The 16,955-nt window shown below is 32.7% G+C and carries 17 protein-coding genes; 8 read left to right on the top strand and 9 right to left on the bottom strand.

Features of this window, described 5'->3' with window-relative positions:
• Positions 1-97: 97 nt before the first annotated feature.
• The 3 genes from HMPREF2658_RS01910 to HMPREF2658_RS01900 form a co-directional block, all read right to left on the bottom strand.
• Positions 98-1,432 (bottom strand): 6-thioguanine permease StgP, encoded by a 1,335-nt coding sequence (locus HMPREF2658_RS01910; protein ID WP_000800697.1) that lies wholly within the window; start codon positions 1,430-1,432, stop codon positions 98-100.
• A 112-nt stretch (positions 1,433-1,544) separates the two neighbouring features.
• Complete coding sequence (locus HMPREF2658_RS01905; protein ID WP_000838505.1) at positions 1,545-3,680, bottom strand: DNA topoisomerase III; 2,136 nt, start codon at positions 3,678-3,680, stop codon at positions 1,545-1,547.
• Between the two features lie 25 nt (positions 3,681-3,705).
• A complete protein-coding gene (locus HMPREF2658_RS01900) occupies positions 3,706-3,801 on the bottom strand; it encodes a hypothetical protein (RefSeq protein WP_001790553.1) in 96 nt (31 codons plus the stop codon).
• 65 nt (positions 3,802-3,866) lie between these two features.
• On the opposite strand from HMPREF2658_RS01900, the gene HMPREF2658_RS01895 reads away from it, so the two are divergent.
• Positions 3,867-4,754 carry a GNAT family N-acetyltransferase gene (locus HMPREF2658_RS01895; RefSeq protein ID WP_054194505.1) on the top strand — a complete coding sequence of 296 codons (888 nt, stop codon included), beginning with the start codon at positions 3,867-3,869 and terminating at the stop codon, positions 4,752-4,754.
• A 180-nt stretch (positions 4,755-4,934) separates the two neighbouring features.
• Complete coding sequence (locus tag HMPREF2658_RS01890) at positions 4,935-5,798, top strand: GRP family sugar transporter (protein WP_001159898.1); 864 nt, start codon at positions 4,935-4,937, stop codon at positions 5,796-5,798.
• A gap of 107 nt (positions 5,799-5,905) precedes the next feature.
• Here the strand turns inward: HMPREF2658_RS01890 and HMPREF2658_RS14545 are convergent, their stop codons facing one another.
• Both HMPREF2658_RS14545 and HMPREF2658_RS01880 read right to left on the bottom strand, forming a co-directional pair.
• Positions 5,906-6,046, bottom strand: coding sequence for a hypothetical protein (locus HMPREF2658_RS14545; RefSeq protein ID WP_001791500.1), 141 nt, complete (start codon positions 6,044-6,046; stop codon positions 5,906-5,908).
• Positions 6,047-6,451: 405 nt separating this feature from the next.
• Positions 6,452-7,360: an AEC family transporter gene (locus HMPREF2658_RS01880; RefSeq protein WP_000139197.1), complete on the bottom strand. Its 909-nt coding sequence runs from the start codon at positions 7,358-7,360 to the stop codon at positions 6,452-6,454.
• 132 nt (positions 7,361-7,492) lie between these two features.
• On the opposite strand from HMPREF2658_RS01880, the gene HMPREF2658_RS01875 reads away from it, so the two are divergent.
• Positions 7,493-7,657, top strand: coding sequence for an SE1832 family protein (locus HMPREF2658_RS01875; protein WP_000051210.1), 165 nt, complete (start codon positions 7,493-7,495; stop codon positions 7,655-7,657).
• Positions 7,658-7,901: 244 nt separating this feature from the next.
• Positions 7,902-8,219 (top strand): membrane stabilizing protein MspA, encoded by a 318-nt coding sequence (gene mspA / locus HMPREF2658_RS01870; protein ID WP_001161089.1) that lies wholly within the window; start codon positions 7,902-7,904, stop codon positions 8,217-8,219.
• A 183-nt stretch (positions 8,220-8,402) separates the two neighbouring features.
• Here mspA and HMPREF2658_RS01865 read toward each other — a convergent pair whose 3' ends face one another.
• The gene (locus tag HMPREF2658_RS01865; RefSeq protein ID WP_000592293.1) at positions 8,403-11,570 is read right to left on the bottom strand and encodes an efflux RND transporter permease subunit; all 3,168 of its coding nucleotides are present in this window, start codon (positions 11,568-11,570) and stop codon (positions 8,403-8,405) included.
• Positions 11,571-11,686: 116 nt separating this feature from the next.
• Positions 11,687-12,952: a lipid II:glycine glycyltransferase gene (gene femX / locus HMPREF2658_RS01860; RefSeq protein ID WP_000413869.1), complete on the bottom strand. Its 1,266-nt coding sequence runs from the start codon at positions 12,950-12,952 to the stop codon at positions 11,687-11,689.
• Between the two features lie 388 nt (positions 12,953-13,340).
• Here femX and HMPREF2658_RS01855 point away from each other — a divergent pair, with 388 nt between their 5' ends.
• The gene (locus tag HMPREF2658_RS01855; RefSeq protein ID WP_001621998.1) at positions 13,341-13,592 is read left to right on the top strand and encodes a hypothetical protein; all 252 of its coding nucleotides are present in this window, start codon (positions 13,341-13,343) and stop codon (positions 13,590-13,592) included.
• On the opposite strand, the gene HMPREF2658_RS01850 is transcribed toward HMPREF2658_RS01855, so the two are convergent.
• Positions 13,584-14,348, bottom strand: a complete 765-nt coding sequence (locus HMPREF2658_RS01850) for a VOC family protein (protein WP_000600978.1) — start codon at positions 14,346-14,348, stop codon at positions 13,584-13,586. The genes HMPREF2658_RS01855 and HMPREF2658_RS01850 overlap by 9 nt on opposite strands.
• A gap of 162 nt (positions 14,349-14,510) precedes the next feature.
• On the opposite strand from HMPREF2658_RS01850, the gene HMPREF2658_RS01845 reads away from it, so the two are divergent.
• Positions 14,511-14,951 (top strand): MarR family winged helix-turn-helix transcriptional regulator, encoded by a 441-nt coding sequence (locus HMPREF2658_RS01845; RefSeq protein WP_000951057.1) that lies wholly within the window; start codon positions 14,511-14,513, stop codon positions 14,949-14,951.
• Complete coding sequence (locus HMPREF2658_RS01840; RefSeq protein ID WP_000184408.1) at positions 14,944-16,155, top strand: MFS transporter; 1,212 nt, start codon at positions 14,944-14,946, stop codon at positions 16,153-16,155. The genes HMPREF2658_RS01845 and HMPREF2658_RS01840 overlap by 8 nt, the downstream gene beginning before the upstream one ends.
• A 101-nt stretch (positions 16,156-16,256) precedes the next feature.
• Here the strand turns inward: HMPREF2658_RS01840 and sarV are convergent, their stop codons facing one another.
• Positions 16,257-16,607: an HTH-type transcriptional regulator SarV gene (gene sarV, locus HMPREF2658_RS01835; RefSeq protein WP_000066900.1), complete on the bottom strand. Its 351-nt coding sequence runs from the start codon at positions 16,605-16,607 to the stop codon at positions 16,257-16,259.
• Between the two features lie 125 nt (positions 16,608-16,732).
• Between sarV and HMPREF2658_RS01830 the strand changes: the two genes are divergently transcribed.
• Positions 16,733-16,903 carry a hypothetical protein gene (locus tag HMPREF2658_RS01830; RefSeq protein ID WP_031785427.1) on the top strand — a complete coding sequence of 57 codons (171 nt, stop codon included), beginning with the start codon at positions 16,733-16,735 and terminating at the stop codon, positions 16,901-16,903.
• Positions 16,904-16,955: the final 52 nt, after the last annotated feature.

Raw genomic sequence — 16,955 nt, 5'->3', positions numbered from 1 at the left:
ATAATATTACTTTATGCTATTTCGCTTCTTATTTTATCCTTACTTCAAAGAAAAAAACGACTACCAATCATTGGCAGTCGTTTTGTTGTGTCTGGATTTAACCATGAACAAATATGAAGTACAAAATGAATAGTACCATTAATACATACATTATCGGATGTACTTCTTTATGTTTTTTAGAGATAAGCATTGTAATTGGATAGAAAATAAATCCACACGCAATACCAGTTGCAATTGAATATGATAAAGGCATCATAATGATTGTAATGAATGCTGGCACAGCAACTTCAAAACTTTTCCAGTTTATCTCAGCAAAGTTTGCAGCCATTAATACACCTACCACCACTAAAGCTGGTGTCGTAACTGCACTTGTTACAACAGCGATTAACGGACTAAAGAATAACGCTAATAGGAAACAACAACCTGTTACGATACTAGCAAATCCTGTTCTAGCACCTACAGCAACACCTGAAGTTGATTCGATATAAGAAGTTGTTGTAGTTGTTCCAAAAATTGACCCTACAATCGTAGCTAAAGAATCTGAGAATAATGCTCTACCAGCTCTTGGTAATTTATTATCTTTCATAATACCAGCTTGAGTAGCAACGGCTACTAATGTACCAGCTGTATCAAAGAAATCAATAAATAAGAACGTTAAAATAACAATCAAGAACTGTATCGTTAATAATTGACTTGGGTCTTTAAACGCTTCAAATGCAGCACCGAACGTTGGTTCAATACTTGGAATTTTACCTACAATACCAGATGGCATTTGAATCAATCCAGTGAACATACCAACGATTGCTGTGATGATCATACCGATAAAGATAGAACCCGGCAATTTAATTGCATATAAAATAACTGTAATAACGATACCGAATATCGCTAAAAGTACTGGTGGATCAGTTAAATGTCCCAATGTTACTAATGTAGATTCATTTTTAACTATAATACCCGAACTTTGTAAACCTACAAATGTAATGAATAACCCTATACCTGCTGAAACAGCCATCTTCATTTGATAAGGAATTGCATTAATAATAACTTCCCTAAACCCTGTGACGGTTAATATCGCAAAGAATATACCTGAGAATAAAACACCTGTTAAACCAACTTGCCAAGGAATACCCATGGTTAATACAACAGTAAATGCAAAGAATGCATTTAATCCCATACCTGGTGCTAACGCAATTGGATATTTAGCTATTAGTCCCATGAATAGCGAGCCTACAAATGCTGCTAATGCAGTCGCTACAAAAATGGCACCTTGGTCCATTTTCATATCTTCTGATACGCCTTTAACACCGGCTAAACTTAAAACTTGCGGGTTAACTGCTAAAATATAGGCCATAGATAAGAAAGTTGTGATACCGCCTAAGATTTCTCTTTTAAAGTTTGTTCCATATTTATCGAACTGGAAATAGTTTTTCACGAATGGATGCTCCTTTTTTTAAAATACCTTAATAGTTTAATATCATTCTTAATAAAAAACAATACCAAAAGCGAACTTTTCGATTTTCTGATTCAACTTTGTTCGATTTTATCTATAAATTCAAGTTCTTTAATGCATCTTTAAACGGATTATTGTCTAAACCTTCATTTTTATTCATATACTTTTTCATTTCTTTACGAGATACTTTACCAGAGGATTTAGACTTCATACGCTGATCCATATGTGCTTGCGTTTCAGAATGTCCACAAACACAACGATATACCGCTTCTTTCCCTTTACCAAACAACGTTAATTTCTTTTTACAGTTTGGACATCTTGCATTTGTTTTGCGCTGTACATTCTTTTTCGTCTTACAAGATGGATCTTGGCACACAAGCATCTGACCATTTTTAGTTTTAACTTTAATCATGAATTTACCACATGTTGGGCATTCAGTGGTTGTTAAATTATCGTGTTTATATTTACGATCACTATTTTTAATCCCATTTACAACATCTTTCGTAAAATCTTTCATTTCATTAATGAATGTTTTCGCCTGATATTTACCACGTTCAATTAAAAGTAATTTTTCTTCCCATTGTGCAGTTAAAAGTGGCGACGTTAATTCTTCTGGTGCTAATTCTAATATTTGTTTACCTTTTGACGTTACTTTAATTTTACCGTCTCTTGATTCAATGGCATTCATATTAAATAATTTATCGATAATGTCGGCCCTTGTTGCAACTGTGCCGATACCACCCGTTTGTTTTAAAGTTTGCGCATATTTTTTATCCTTCAATTGAATAAAGTTCTGAGGGTTCTCCATCGCTTTTAATAACGAACCTTCATTAAAATATTCTGGAGGTGTTGTTTCATGTTCTCTAATGTTTGTTTTTGAAATTTTCACTTCATCGCCTTCTGAAAAAGGCTGTTGCATCTCTGTAATAGATTCACCTTGTCTAATAGATTTAAAGCCTAATACAGTTGTTACATTCTCTTTCAAAACAAATGTGTGCCCTGCAACCTCTAAAGTTACAGTTATCGCGTCATACTCGTGCGGAGGCATTAAAGCTTCTAAAAAACGCTCGACAATCATATCGTATAACTTTAATTCTCTATTACTTAAGTCTGACATGACAGGTCTCACTTCTGTAGGAATAATTGCATGGTGATCAGATACTTTTTGATTATTAAATATCGACATTTTTGATGAAAATGTTTTAGACATTAATGGGCGTGCTTGGTCTTTATATGTTGTTGCCATTGTCGCCTGAATACGTTCTTTCATAGTATCTACCATATCAGTTGTTAAATAGTTTGAATCTGTTCTTGGATAGGTTACGACTTTATGTCTCTCATATAAACTTTGAAGTGTATTCAATGTTTCTTTAGGTCCAATTTTATAACGTCTATACATATCTTGTTGTAAATCTGTTAAATTGTACAGTGATTGCGGATACGACTTCTTATGTTTAGTAGCAACAGATTTAACCTTACCATCGACATTTTTTAAATTATTAACTATCTGTTCTAAAGTTTCTTTATTGGTATATCGCTGATTTGATTCTAGCTGAAAATCAAACCCTTTTACCGTTAATGATAATGTATAGTATTGTTGTGGTTTGAACTGATTAATCTCTTGTTGTCGTGTATTTACTAACTGAATCGTTGGTGTCTGAACACGTCCCAGGGATAGCTGTGCATCATACTTTGTTGTTAGTGCACGCGTTGCATTAATCCCAACAATCCAATCCGCCTCACTTCTCGCTAACGCTGCATAATACAAATCGTTATATTGGCGACCGTCTTTTAAATTTTTAAAACCTTGTTGAATAGCTTTTTTAGTAACTGAGCTAATCCATAATCGACGGAGTGGCTTTTTGTTACCAACTTTATCCAAAATCAATCTTGCAACTAGTTCACCTTCTCGTCCAGCATCTGTTGCAATAATAATATCTTTCACTTTATTATCTAAAATTAACGCTTTTACTGTTTTAAATTGTTTGCTTGTTTTACCAATAACAACAGTTTTCATATATTTAGGTATAATTGGAAGGTCTTCTAATCGCCATTCCTTTAAATTTTTATCGTATTGTTCAGGTGTCGCATTTGTTACTAGATGCCCTAACGCCCACGTGACAATATATTGGTTATTTTCAAAGTAACCATTACGCTTTTGATTTATTTGTAAAGCATCAGCAATATCTCTTGCGACTGATGGTTTTTCAGCTAATATTAAAGATTTCATAAATTATCCTTTCTCATACGTTCTTTTATTTCGAACGTGCTTCATCTATTCCACTAATCTTTGATTTAAATTCAATGATTGCAAATGATGTGTTAAATGTATTGTAACATGTTAATATCACTATTAACTTTCATTTCAGTTGAAATATTATATAATAAAAGTAACAAAAAGTACGGAGGTAATGACATGAGCATAGTTCAGTTATATGATATTACACAAATAAAATCGTTCATTGAACATTCGAATTATGAATCATCATCATACTTATATAAACTTCCTCAACAGTACAATGAAATAGATGTATTAATAACCGATGCGATTGAATCACCTGGTGTATTTTCGATTAAAGAAAACGATTCAATCAAAGCAATCATATTGTCTTTTGCATACGATAAAAATAAATTCAAGGTCATAGGCCCTTTCGTGGCTGACAAATACGTATTATCTGTCGATACTTTTGAAACGCTGTTTAAAGCAATGACTTCGAACCAACCTGACGATGCCGTCTTTAACTTTTCTTTTGAAGAAGGCATTCAACAATACAAACCATTAATGAAAGTTATACAAGCAAGTTATAACTTCACTGACTATTACATAGAAGCCCGTACAAGATTAGAAGAAGATATGCACCAACCAAATATCATTCCTTATCACAAAGGGTTTTATCGTGCTTTCAGCAAATTACACACGACTACATTTAAATATCAGGCACAGTCACCGCAAGATATCATTGATAGTTTAGACGACCATCATCATTTGTTTTTATTTGTTAGCGAAGGTTTACTTAAAGGTTATTTATACCTTGAAATTGATTCACAACAGTCAATCGCCGAGATTAAATACTTCAGTTCTCATGTAGATTACCGTTTGAAAGGTATCGCTTTCGAGTTGCTTGCGTATGCATTGCAATATGCTTTTGATAACTTTGATATTAGAAAAGTTTATTTTAAAATTCGTAACAAAAATAATAAACTCATCGAACGATTTAATGGTCTAGGTTTCCATATCAACTATGAGTACATTAAATTCAAATTCGAATCACGTAACGTAAAAGATCAAACAATCCCTGAATAAAATACCAAACAAATACCCCACAGTACATCATTAGCATGTATTGTGGGTTTTTCTACTTTTTGTAAATATTGAAAATTATAAGTAGTTGTTTTTTACTATTAGGGCAGAATGCTTTACAATAACATGCAAGTGTCAATTAAGGGGAGCACTTGCATAAATAGTATAGGAGAGTGAGTAGTCTTGCAATTTCTTGATTTCTTAATCGCACTTTTACCTGCTTTATTCTGGGGAAGTGTCGTTCTTATTAATGTGTTCGTCGGCGGTGGACCTTACAACCAAATTCGTGGTACGACGCTAGGCGCACTCATTGTTGGATTAGGTTTACTTATTACTGGTTTCGCAAAATTCAATAATCCTACTGTAATTATTGTCGGTCTTATTTCTGGTGCATTATGGGCGTTTGGACAAGCGAATCAGCTTAAATCTATTAGTTTAATCGGTGTATCAAATACTATGCCAGTTTCTACAGGTATGCAATTAGTTGGTACAACATTATTCAGCGTTATCTTTTTAGGTGAATGGTCTTCAATGACTCAAATTATCTTTGGTTTAATCGCTATGATATTATTAGTTACTGGTGTAGCACTTACTTCACTTAAAGCTAAAAATGAACGTCAATCAGATAATCCTGAATTTAAAAAAGCAATGGGTATTTTAATTGTATCTACAGTTGGATATGTAGGTTTCGTTGTACTTGGTGATATCTTTGGTGTTGGTGGAACTGATGCATTGTTCTTCCAATCTGTCGGTATGGCAATTGGTGGCTTCATCCTATCCATGAATCATAAAACATCACTTAAATCAACAGCACTTAATCTATTGCCAGGTGTGATTTGGGGAATTGGTAACTTGTTCATGTTCTATTCTCAACCAAAAGTTGGTGTAGCTACAAGTTTCTCATTATCACAGTTACTTGTTATCGTTTCAACCTTAGGCGGTATTTTCATTTTAGGAGAAAGAAAAGATCGTCGTCAGATGACTGGTATTTGGGCAGGTATTATTATTATCGTGATAGCTGCTATAATTCTAGGTAATTTGAAATAGAAAGTTAAATACTCATGTAACGTAAAAATGTTATTACTTCTGAAAATAAACATTCACTTTTAGAATGATTAAAATTAATTTTCGAGAATTTTACGTTGAATGTTCTTCTATATGTCCCAGGAAATACATGGCTCTAAAAACAAAACGCAATAACACATCATGACATTAATCATGCGGTTTAAGACTTTAAAATTAGCGATACTTTTAAAGTCTTGATGATATTCGTTTATCAAGTATGCGCCATACATATGAAGTGGATAGCTGCATAGGGAGTGGGACAGAAATGATATTTTCGCAAAATATATTTCGTCGTCCCACCCCAACTTGCATTGCCTGTAGAATTTCTTTTCGAAATTCTCTTTGTTGGGGCCCATCCCCAACTTGCACATTATTGTAAGCTGACTTTTCGTCAGCTTCTTTGTTGGGGCCCCTGACTAGAATTGAAAAAAGCTTGTTACAAGCGCATTTTCGTTCAGTCAACTACTGCCAATATAACTTCGTAGAGCATAGAATATTGATTTATGTACCGGCCTGTTGAACAACTATGTCATAAATAAAAGCCCCCTTTTAACAATATGCACTTACATGTTGTGGTAAAGGGGGCTCTCATTTTCTTCGACTATTAAAATGGATTTTATTTTCAAATGTGTAAACTAGACAAACACTGCCTGATACACGTACAAAATAATGATACTAATGATTATTGTCAAATTGGTCGTCATACCTATAAATGGCAGTGTTCGATATTTAAACTGAATACCATAAGAAATAATTGCGACACCAACCGGGAACATCCAAGTGACCAACAATGTCGTCTTAATCATATCATCTGATACCGGTAACAACACATGTACTAACAATCCCGCAACTAATGCTAATCCATAATGCAAACATAAATATTTAATAGTAGCAGGTATATACTTTCTTTCCAGAGTAAAATTCAACATGACACCTAGCAAAATCATTGATAACGGCATATTTGCATGGGAAAGTATGCTAAAGAAATCGATTGCCACATGTGGTAAATGGATGTGACTAATATTCAATATAAACATTACAATGTATGTAACGAGTGGCACTGATTGTAATAATTTCTTACCTAAATATTTAAAATCGAATTGATCACTACCTTCACTAAAGTAGCTACCTACAAAGTAAGTAATTCCAAACATCACAAAGGCACCACCTATATCAGCCATACCAAAATAAATAAGCCCCGTTTTAGGCCATATCACTTCAATTAGTGGATATGCAAACAATCCAATATTCATAGCACCAGTCATCATACCTACTGATCCACGCATGTGATTATCATATTTTCTAAAAAACCAGACAGCAATCATTTTCGCCACAATACCATATATAATCATTAAAATTGGTAAAATGGAGAATGACAATTTTAATTCTGCACTGTTTAAATTCACAATAACTAAAGATGGGAGTGTGACATTAAGAACTAATGTAGCAATGACTTGACTATCTGTTGCCTTTATATAATTAATGCGCTTCAAAAAGTAACCAAGCGCAATTAATAAAATAATCATAGTAAATTGTTCTGTCACTGTTATCCCTTCTTTCAATAATCTTCATAATTTATAACTTTAACATACTCCACAGATATTTTAGAAGTCTACTGTTTCATGCTATAATCTACATTAAATGCACTTAATTATATTTCAAAGGAGTGTTATAGTATGTCTTTAGAAAACCAACTAGCCGAACTTAAATATGATTATGTTCGTCTTCAAGGTGACTTAGAAAAACGGGAATCTTTGAATTTAGATACTTCCGCACTTGTTCGTCAACTTAAAGATATTGAAAATGAAATTAGAAACGTTCGTGCTCAAATGCAAGATTAATAATCTATCATTCAGACAATAAATGCTTTTCGTTACATAAATTTGACTAGCATTGCTCTGAATACGTTATATTGATGAATTGCTTCATTTTTCGCTCAATCACATCTAGAATCACAAGATGTTGTCGTGTTATGATTTAGTGTCTCATTAACAACATACGCGCATATCTATCCCAACACTGCTATTTATGTTTTCTACGCTGCTGTACTACACGAACCCTTTGAAACGGAGAGGAAGTTATCATATGCAATTTTATCTGATTTTACTAGCACTACTTTATTTAGTTGTTAGTTTTATTAGTATTTTTAAAATGGAAGTGATATTCACTCGTATTTTGAGAATTATTATGGGTGTGTTGTTATTATTCGTCGTAGCATTAACGACGATGAGCTTCCCGAAAGAAAACTGGTGGGTCTTTATCGTCTTATTACTCTTAGTTGGTAATGTCGAAGTGACAGGATTCAAAATGCTTAAAAAAGATCTAAAAGGTGTAAACATCCTAAATTTAATGTCATTATTTATCTTTGTCATATACTTCATCTTGACCATCGCATTATTCTAAGTAATAAACAAAACATGCAATAACATAATTGCAACCTTATATTATCGGATTACATGTTGAATACCAGTATTGTTTTATTAACACATCGATTAAATCGCACGTGAAATAAGGTCTAAAATTTCAAATTTTAAAAAGCCATAAAAGTAGTCAATATCATGACCGCTTTTATGGCTTTTATATTATCTATCGTTTAGTGAATCGTTTTTTTAAAGTAAAGAGAATTTCATATATTACTGGTACAACTACAAGTGTTAATAAAGTTGATGAAATTAAACCACCAATAACTGTAGCGGCTAATCCTTTCGAAATAAGAATCGAGCTATCTTGACCAAATAACAAAGGAACTAATGCACCGATTGTTGCAATCGCCGTCATTAATATCGGTCTAATTCTAGTACCGCCTGCTTCGATTAATGCTTCTTTCATTTCCATGCCCTGCTGCTCATTATTAATGACACGGTCTATTAACACAATGGCATTTGTTACTACGATTCCAATTAACATTAGCATACCAATTAAACTTGGTACTGATATTGTTTCTCCTGTGATTAATAGTGCAATAATTACACCGATAACTGTAAATGGTAAAGAGAATAAAATTGTAAATGGCGCTAAGCCACCTTTAAATGTAATAACTAGGATTAAATATACGATAATGATTGCAGCTAACATTGCAAAGGCTAATTGTGTCATTGCATTGTTAATATCATCTGATGCACCACCGATATTAACCTTTACATTATTCGGTTTGTCCAAATTATTTATTTTAGACATCACTTGTCGTGTTGTGCCACCCACATCTTTATTTGTTACTTTAGCAGATACCGTCGTTGCATAATCACCTTGTTCTTGCGTCAATTTACTTGGTGTCGTTGTTTTAACTAATGTAGCGATATCTCCCAATTTAATCGTACCACCAGTCGGCTTTTTCAAAGTTATATTATTCAACTTATCTTCTGACCAGTCTGTTTGCTTATTTTGTTTGACTTTAACATCAACAGTTTTACCATTTTCTTTAACAGTCGTAACTGTTTTTTCTGGTAAATTTTCATTCAAGTGCATTGCAAGTTGACTTGCAGAAATACCATTTTCTGCCGCTTTATTTTGATCAACTTTAATTTCATACTGATCATATGTTTGCGATAAATCAGATTTGACATTGGCTAGTCCTTTAACCTGTTTCATTTTCTGTTCAATATCTTTTACAGTTGATTTTATGGCATCCATTGATGGACCTTTCACAGTAACCTCTACAGATTTATTACCTGCACCTGTTCCTAAATCTTGATTTTTCCACTCTCCAGGATGTTTAAAGCCATCTGCATGTTTAATAACCTTATCCGCTTCTACATCAAAATTAGGCGTGTCATTATCATATTCAACCATGATTGCCATACTATTTGTACTACCCGTTGGATCTACTGGACTACTACCGCCAACTGAGTATTGAATTGTTTTTACATGCTTTTTCTGTTTTAAATATTTTTCAACATCTTTCGCATGATTCAACACTGCTTGCTCCGTTTCACCAGGCTTCGGTGTATAAGTAATAGCTAAAAATTTATCGTCACCTGCTGAAATAAAGCTAGTGCCTAGTCTCGGTCCTCCAAATACAATAGTTGCAACCAAAATTAATGTACTTAATATAATTACAATCCACTTATGATTTAGTGACCAATGCAATACTTTTTTATAAGTTGTACTAACAACACCTAATCCTTCTTGATGTTGTTTATTACGACGTTTAACGCCTTTTTTAAATAGTGTTGCTGCCAACGCAGGAACGAGTGTAATTGACACTAATAACGATGCTAATAAACTAAATGCAATAGCCAATGCAAAAGGTCTAAACATTTCGCCTACTGAACCTGATACAAACACAAGTGGTAAGAAGACGATAATAGTAACTAGTGTCGATGACATTATTGGTTTAAATACTTCAGTTGTCGCACTGATAATTAAATTTTCACCTTTTAGTTGTTCTTCTGAATCTGTTAAGCGTCGATAAATATTTTCAACAACTACAATCGAATCGTCTATCACACGTCCAATCGCTACTGTTAATGCACCTAACGTTAGTATATTCAATGAAACATCACTCAATTTCAGAGCAATAAGCGCCATAAGAAGTGATAACGGAATGGATATAATAGAAATTGCCGTCGTACGAATGTTTCTTAAAAACAGTAAAATAACTATAATTGCCACGATTGTACCTAATGATGCTTTTTCAACCATCGTATAAAGTGATTTCTCAACAGGCTTTGCAGTATCCATTGTTTTTGTGACATTAAAATCTTTATTTTCATCAACGAATGTATCAATTTTACGTTGTACATCTTTGGCTACTTGAACTGTATTGGCATCTTGAGCTTTAGTTATTTGTAAATTAACCGCATCCTTGCCATTCGTTTTAGAAATAGAAGTACGCACATCACCAACTGTAATATCAGCTAAATCTCCTAGTTTCGCTGTCGGCATACCACTTATATTATTTGATGCTGACGCTTTTGAATTTTGTTGCGGTGATGCCTGGTTAACATCTGACATGGCTGAATTTTGTTTATTGTCACTTTGGGATTGAGATTGCCCTTGTCCTCCTGCCAACGTTAATGGAATATTTATGTTTTTAAAAGCATCAACAGATTGATATTGACCATCAACAACAATTGATTTATCTTTATCACCAAATTGGAACAATCCAAGTGGCGTTGTTCTTGTTGCCGTTTTTAGATAGTTTTCTACATCATCAGCAGTCAATCCATATTTTTCAAGTTCATTTTGCTTAAATTTAAGGGTGATTTCACGGTTCGTCTGCCCATTTAATTGCGCATTTTGCACACCATCTACCGTTTGTAATTTTGGTATTAATTGTTCATTCAGTACTTTCGTTACTTTTTTCAAGTCATTCTCTTTATTTGAAAATGAATATGCTAAAATCGGAAAAGCGTCCATCGAATTACGTCTTAATTCTGGCTGACCAACTTCATCTTTAAATTTAATTTTATCGATTTCTTTTTTAAGCTGTTCTTCTGCTTTATCCATATCTGTATTATTTTCATATTCAACTGTTACAATTGAAGCATTTTGTATGGATTGCGTTTTAACATTTTTCACATATGCCAACGATCTTACTTGATTGTCAATTTTACTACTTATTTCATCTTGGGTACTTTGTGGCGTTGCACCCGGCATTGTTGTTGTAACTGAAATAACTGGATTTTGTACATTTGGTAGTAATTCTAATTTCAATTTAGCACTCGCATATACACCGCCCAAGACAACTAAAACAACCATTAAAAAGATAGCAAACTTATTCCCTAAAGAAAATTGTAATAGCTTTTTTATCACAGTACTTCCCCCTCTTTCACTATATTCAAAAATATTTTACTCAACCATTCTATATTGTGTAAAAAAATCTGAACGCAAATGACAGTCTTATGAGCGTTCAGATTTCAGTCGTTAATCTATTTTCGTTTTAATTTACGAGATATTTTAATTTTAGCTTTTGTTAAACGCGGTTTAACTTGCTCAATTAATTGGTACAATGGCTGATTCAATACATAATCAAATTCACCAATCTTTTCACTTAAGTATGTTCCCCACACTTTTTTAAATGCCCATAAGCCATAATGTTCTGAGTCTTTATCTGGATCATTATCTGTACCACCGAAATCGTAAGTTGTTGCACCATGTTCACGTGCATACTTCATCATCGTATACTGCATATGGTGATTTGGTAAAAAATCTCTAAATTCATTAGAAGATGCACCATATAAGTAATATGATTTTGAGCCAGCAAACATTAATAGTGCACCAGAAAGATAAATACCTTCAGGATGTTCCTTTTCTAAAGCTTCTAGGTCTCGTTTTAAATCTTCATTTTTAGCAATTTTATTTTGCGCATCATTAATCATATTTTGCGCTTTTTTAGCTTGCTTTTCAGATGTTTCCATCTTCTGCTGCCATTTAGCAATTTCGGCATGAAGTTCATTCAATTCTTGATTTACTTTAGCAATATTTTCTTTTGGATCCAACTTCACTAAAAATAATTCAGCATCGCCATCTTCATGCAACGCATCATAAATATTTTCAAAGTAACTAATATCACGCGTTAAGAAGCCATCGCGTTCCCCAGTGATTTTCATTAACTCAGCAAACGTTTTTAAACCTTCTCTATCAGAACGTTCCACAGTCGTACCTCGTTTTAATGCCAAGCGCACTTTTGAGCGATTTCGGCGTTCAAAACTATTTAATAATTCATCATCCGTTTTATCAATTGGTGTAATCATAGTCATACGTGGTTGGATGTAGTCTTTTGATAAACCTTCTTTAAATCCTTTATGTTTAAAACCAAGCGCTTTCAAATTTTGCAAAGCATCTGTACCTTTATCAACTTCAACATCAGGATCGATTTTAATTGCATACGCTTTCTCAGCTTTAGCAATTTCTTTTGTACTGTCTAACAATGCATTTAACGCTTCTTTATTACTATAATCAACAACAAAACCACGCGAAATATAACATAGCGTATAAGGTAATTTAGGTACTTTTTTAAAAAGTAACTGCGCAACACCCTGAACTTCACCGTCACGACCTACAGCGATTCTTCGCGCGTACCATCCTGTTAATTTCTTTGTTTCTGCCCATTTCGTTAATTGTAATAAATCTCCATTTGGGTGAGATTTAACAAATGCGTCATGTTCCTGATTAGTGATATGCATCTTTTCCATGATTTATGATATCTCCTTCTATTTAACAATACCTTTAATTATACAGTTTGTATCTTATAGTGTCGATTCAGAGCTTGTGTAAGATTTGAACTCTTATTTTTGAAATGTCCATGCTCCAATCAATAGTTTGGCAAGTTCAAATTTACTCATTTTAATTGTGAATCATTTTATATCTATGCTTCCTGTTAAATTTAATGTTATCGTACAATTAATACTTTTCAACTAGTTACCTATACTTCAATATACTTTCATCATCTAACACGATATTCATTTCTAACATGAACCAATTTGACTTCAATGAATAAATTTCTCCTCAAGCAACCACATTAATGTTCATATACAATTACCCCTGTTATAATGTCAATAATCTAACAATGAGGTGTTTGATATGAGAACAATTATTTTAAGTCTATTTATAATTATGAACATCGTTGCAATCGTTATGACATTGAGTCAACCTCTCACCGTGAATTACTTTAGTTTACGGGTTATACTTATCTTTTTCACATTTATATTATCAATCTTTTTCATTTTAATTAAGTCATCACGATTAAATAATATATTAACGATTCTTTCCATTGCGCTTGCCGTTATTCATATGGGCATTCTCGCTCATAGCACTTACGTATATTTATACTAATGGTTCAAAGCGATAAATAGCACCTCTGATAAAAATTGAATATGGTGAAGTTGCTTGTGCGTCTTTTATTATAACCGAATGATATTTTGAAACTTTACCATCTTCAATTCTAAAATAAATATCATCATTTTTTAAAATCAAATCTGTGTAATGGTCGTTCTCTTCTACAATGTCCATATCAAACCATTTCAACCAATTCGATACTGTTTGTGATCGGTTTTTACTTTTCACAATAACAGTTTCAATTGAAAATTGTTTTTGAAAATATTTTTGCAATTTTTTAGTACGCATGGAATCACTTTCTTCCCATTGAATAAAAAATGGTGGCTTAATTTCATCATCATCCTGATTCATTATATAAAGCAATTGCCACTTTACCTTACCATCTTTATGTGTATCTCTTTCCATTTGAATCGGCCCTACTACTTCAACCTGCTCACTTTGTAGTTTATTTTTAACAGCCTCTATATCATTTGTACGCAAACAAATATTTTTAAAGCCTTGCTCATACTTCTCTTGAACAATTTGAGTAGCAAAAGCGACTCCACCTTCTATCGTTTTTGCCATCTTTTTCAACTTTTCATTATTTTCTACATCTAGTAGCTCAATATAATTTTCATTGATATAACCTAATTTATTGAATGTTCCATATTTATGATGATACCCACCTGAATGTAATTTTATAACATCTCCTGGAAAACTAAACCGATCTAACCGATCTATATAATGAATGATGTGATCAAATTTCAATATCATTAGTATCCCCCTATTTACATGTAATTACGCTTATTTTAACAAAGTATAAATATTTTTGCTCTTAATAATTATATATTGATTTCTAATTGCCCCCGTTTTATAATTACTATTGTTGCAAAAAAGGTTAGCTAAGCTAACTATTTTATCTTAGGAGATGTCACTATGCTATCACAAGAATTTTTCAATAGTTTTATAACAATATATCGCCCCTATTTAAAATTAGCAGAGCCGATTTTGGAAAAACACAATATATATTATGGTCAATGGTTAATCTTACGCGATATCGCTAAACATCAACCCACTACTCTCATTGAAATTTCACATAGACGTGCAATTGAAAAGCCTACTGCAAGAAAAACTTTAAAAGCTCTAATAGAAAATGACCTTATAACAGTAGAAAACAGTTTAGAGGATAAACGACAAAAGTTTTTAACTTTAACACCTAAAGGGCATGCATTATATGAGATTGTTTGTCTTGATGTCCAAAAGCTCCAACAAGCAGTAGTTGCCAAAACAAACATTTCACAAGATCAAATGCAAGAAACCATAAATGTGATGAATCAAATTCATGAGATATTATTAAAGGAGGCACACAATGACTAATCAAGGCTCATTAAATAAATCACCTATTTTCACCAAAAGTTTTACAATTAACTTTTTTGTCAATTTTATCGTATACCTATGCATGTATTTGTTACTTGTAGTTATTGCTGGCTATAGTAAGCAAGCTTTCGACGCTTCCGATTCATTAGCCGGATTAGTTGTAGGACTATTTATTGTCGGTTCTTTAATTGGTCGATTTGCTACAGGTAAATTTGTAAATCAAATCGGACCTAAACGATTATTATTTATTGGTTTAATTGCTTTAATTATCACGCAATTACTTTATTTTATTGATGGATCTTTAGCTTTTTTAATCTTTGTACGTCTCATAAACGGTATCGCAACTGCAGTTGTGACAACTGCAACAGGTACTATTGCGGCATACGTTACCCCTGTTAATAGAAAAAGTGAAGGCATCAGTTTATTTTCTTTAAGTTTAGTATTAGGTACAGCGATTGGCCCATTTCTAGGCATGTTACTTATTACAAAATACGCAATTGATTTACTGTTTATTATTTGTGTTATATTAGGCATACTCGGACTCATTATCTCATTATTTATAAAAGTTGATTTCGAAGTAACAAATAGCAAAACTGAAACTAATGTCATTGATAAACCAAGATTTAGTATTCATCAATTTATTGCAAAAGAGGCCATTCCTGTTGCTGTTATTATGCTTTTAATTGGCGTTACCTATGCGTCCATCCTTACTTATTTACAAGCATTTGCTTTAGAGCGACACCTAGTAACTGCAGCAAGCTATTTCTTTATTTGCTATGCTATAGCATCGTTAATTACTAGACCTATTGCTGGTAGATTGATGGATGATAAAAATGAAAATATTATTGTCTACCCAGCATTTATCATGCTTTTACTTTCATTTGTGTGCTTAATTTCAAGCTATCAAAGCTGGTTAATATTACTTGCTGGTGCTTGCCTAGGTTTAGGGTATGGAAATTTATCATCTGCAATGCAATCTATTGCGATAAAAGTCTCACCTCCGATTAAATATGGTATCGCGACATCTACTTTTTACGTTGGTCTAGATGCAGGTATCGGCTTCGGTCCATCATTCCTTGGGTTATTTACTCATATGTTTTCATATAGTGAAATCTTCGGCTTTATGGCCGCTTTAGCAATCATTACTATGCTTGTTTACTTCTTAATTCATGGACGTCATGTAACTAGAAATGCCATGAACTAAATATTTATATTCAAAAATAAAAAGCATGCCAATCTCTATTCATCATTTGTCTGTCCCCAAGACGCAATTATGATGTACTGATTGGCATGCTTTTTAAGTTTTTAGTTTGTAACGCTTAACACTTCTATTTCTTTAGTAATTTTATCTAACAATTTCTTTTGAGAAGTACTATAGAAATAGAATACTTGTCTTTCATCCGTTTCAGAACGCAATTTAGAAATAAGCTCTTTTTTATAGATTTTACGGATAATCACATCGATTTTACTTGTATCCCATAGCATTTCAAAATGTAATGTATCTCTCAATTCTTTACCGCTAATCTTTTCAGCTTCATACACTTTAAAAAGTACTACAAATTCTTCAATTGAAATCTTATGTGTTGTTTTTAGCCAGTGCTTTAACTGACTTAACTCCCTTTCTGCTTCTATAAAACGTTGAACTTTATTACTCATAATATGATGCCTCCTATGTTTCTTCTTAGATGTTTGTAATTCATATTATTATACAATTACTTAAATTTATTATATATCAAACTTAGCATTTTATCTATTACAAATATTAAATTGCTGGCTATATCTTGTTTAGATTTATATCTTTTGGACAACTTGTTGTTTATTCGACAACATTTATACCTAAAAAAGATATATTACAACTCAATGACATGGAGTGTGACACTAATGTTAAAAAACCACTAAAGATTTATTATGTAGTTATTCTTAAGAGTGGGATAGAAATGATATTTTCATAAAATTTATTTCGTTGTTCCCCAACTTGCATTGTCTGTAGAATTTCTTTTTGAA

Source organism: Staphylococcus sp. HMSC062H10, assembly GCF_001836945.1.
GTDB lineage: Bacteria > Bacillota > Bacilli > Staphylococcales > Staphylococcaceae > Staphylococcus > Staphylococcus aureus.
Note: the sequence above shows the minus strand (reverse complement) of the source record. Positions and strands in the feature narration are given on the sequence as shown.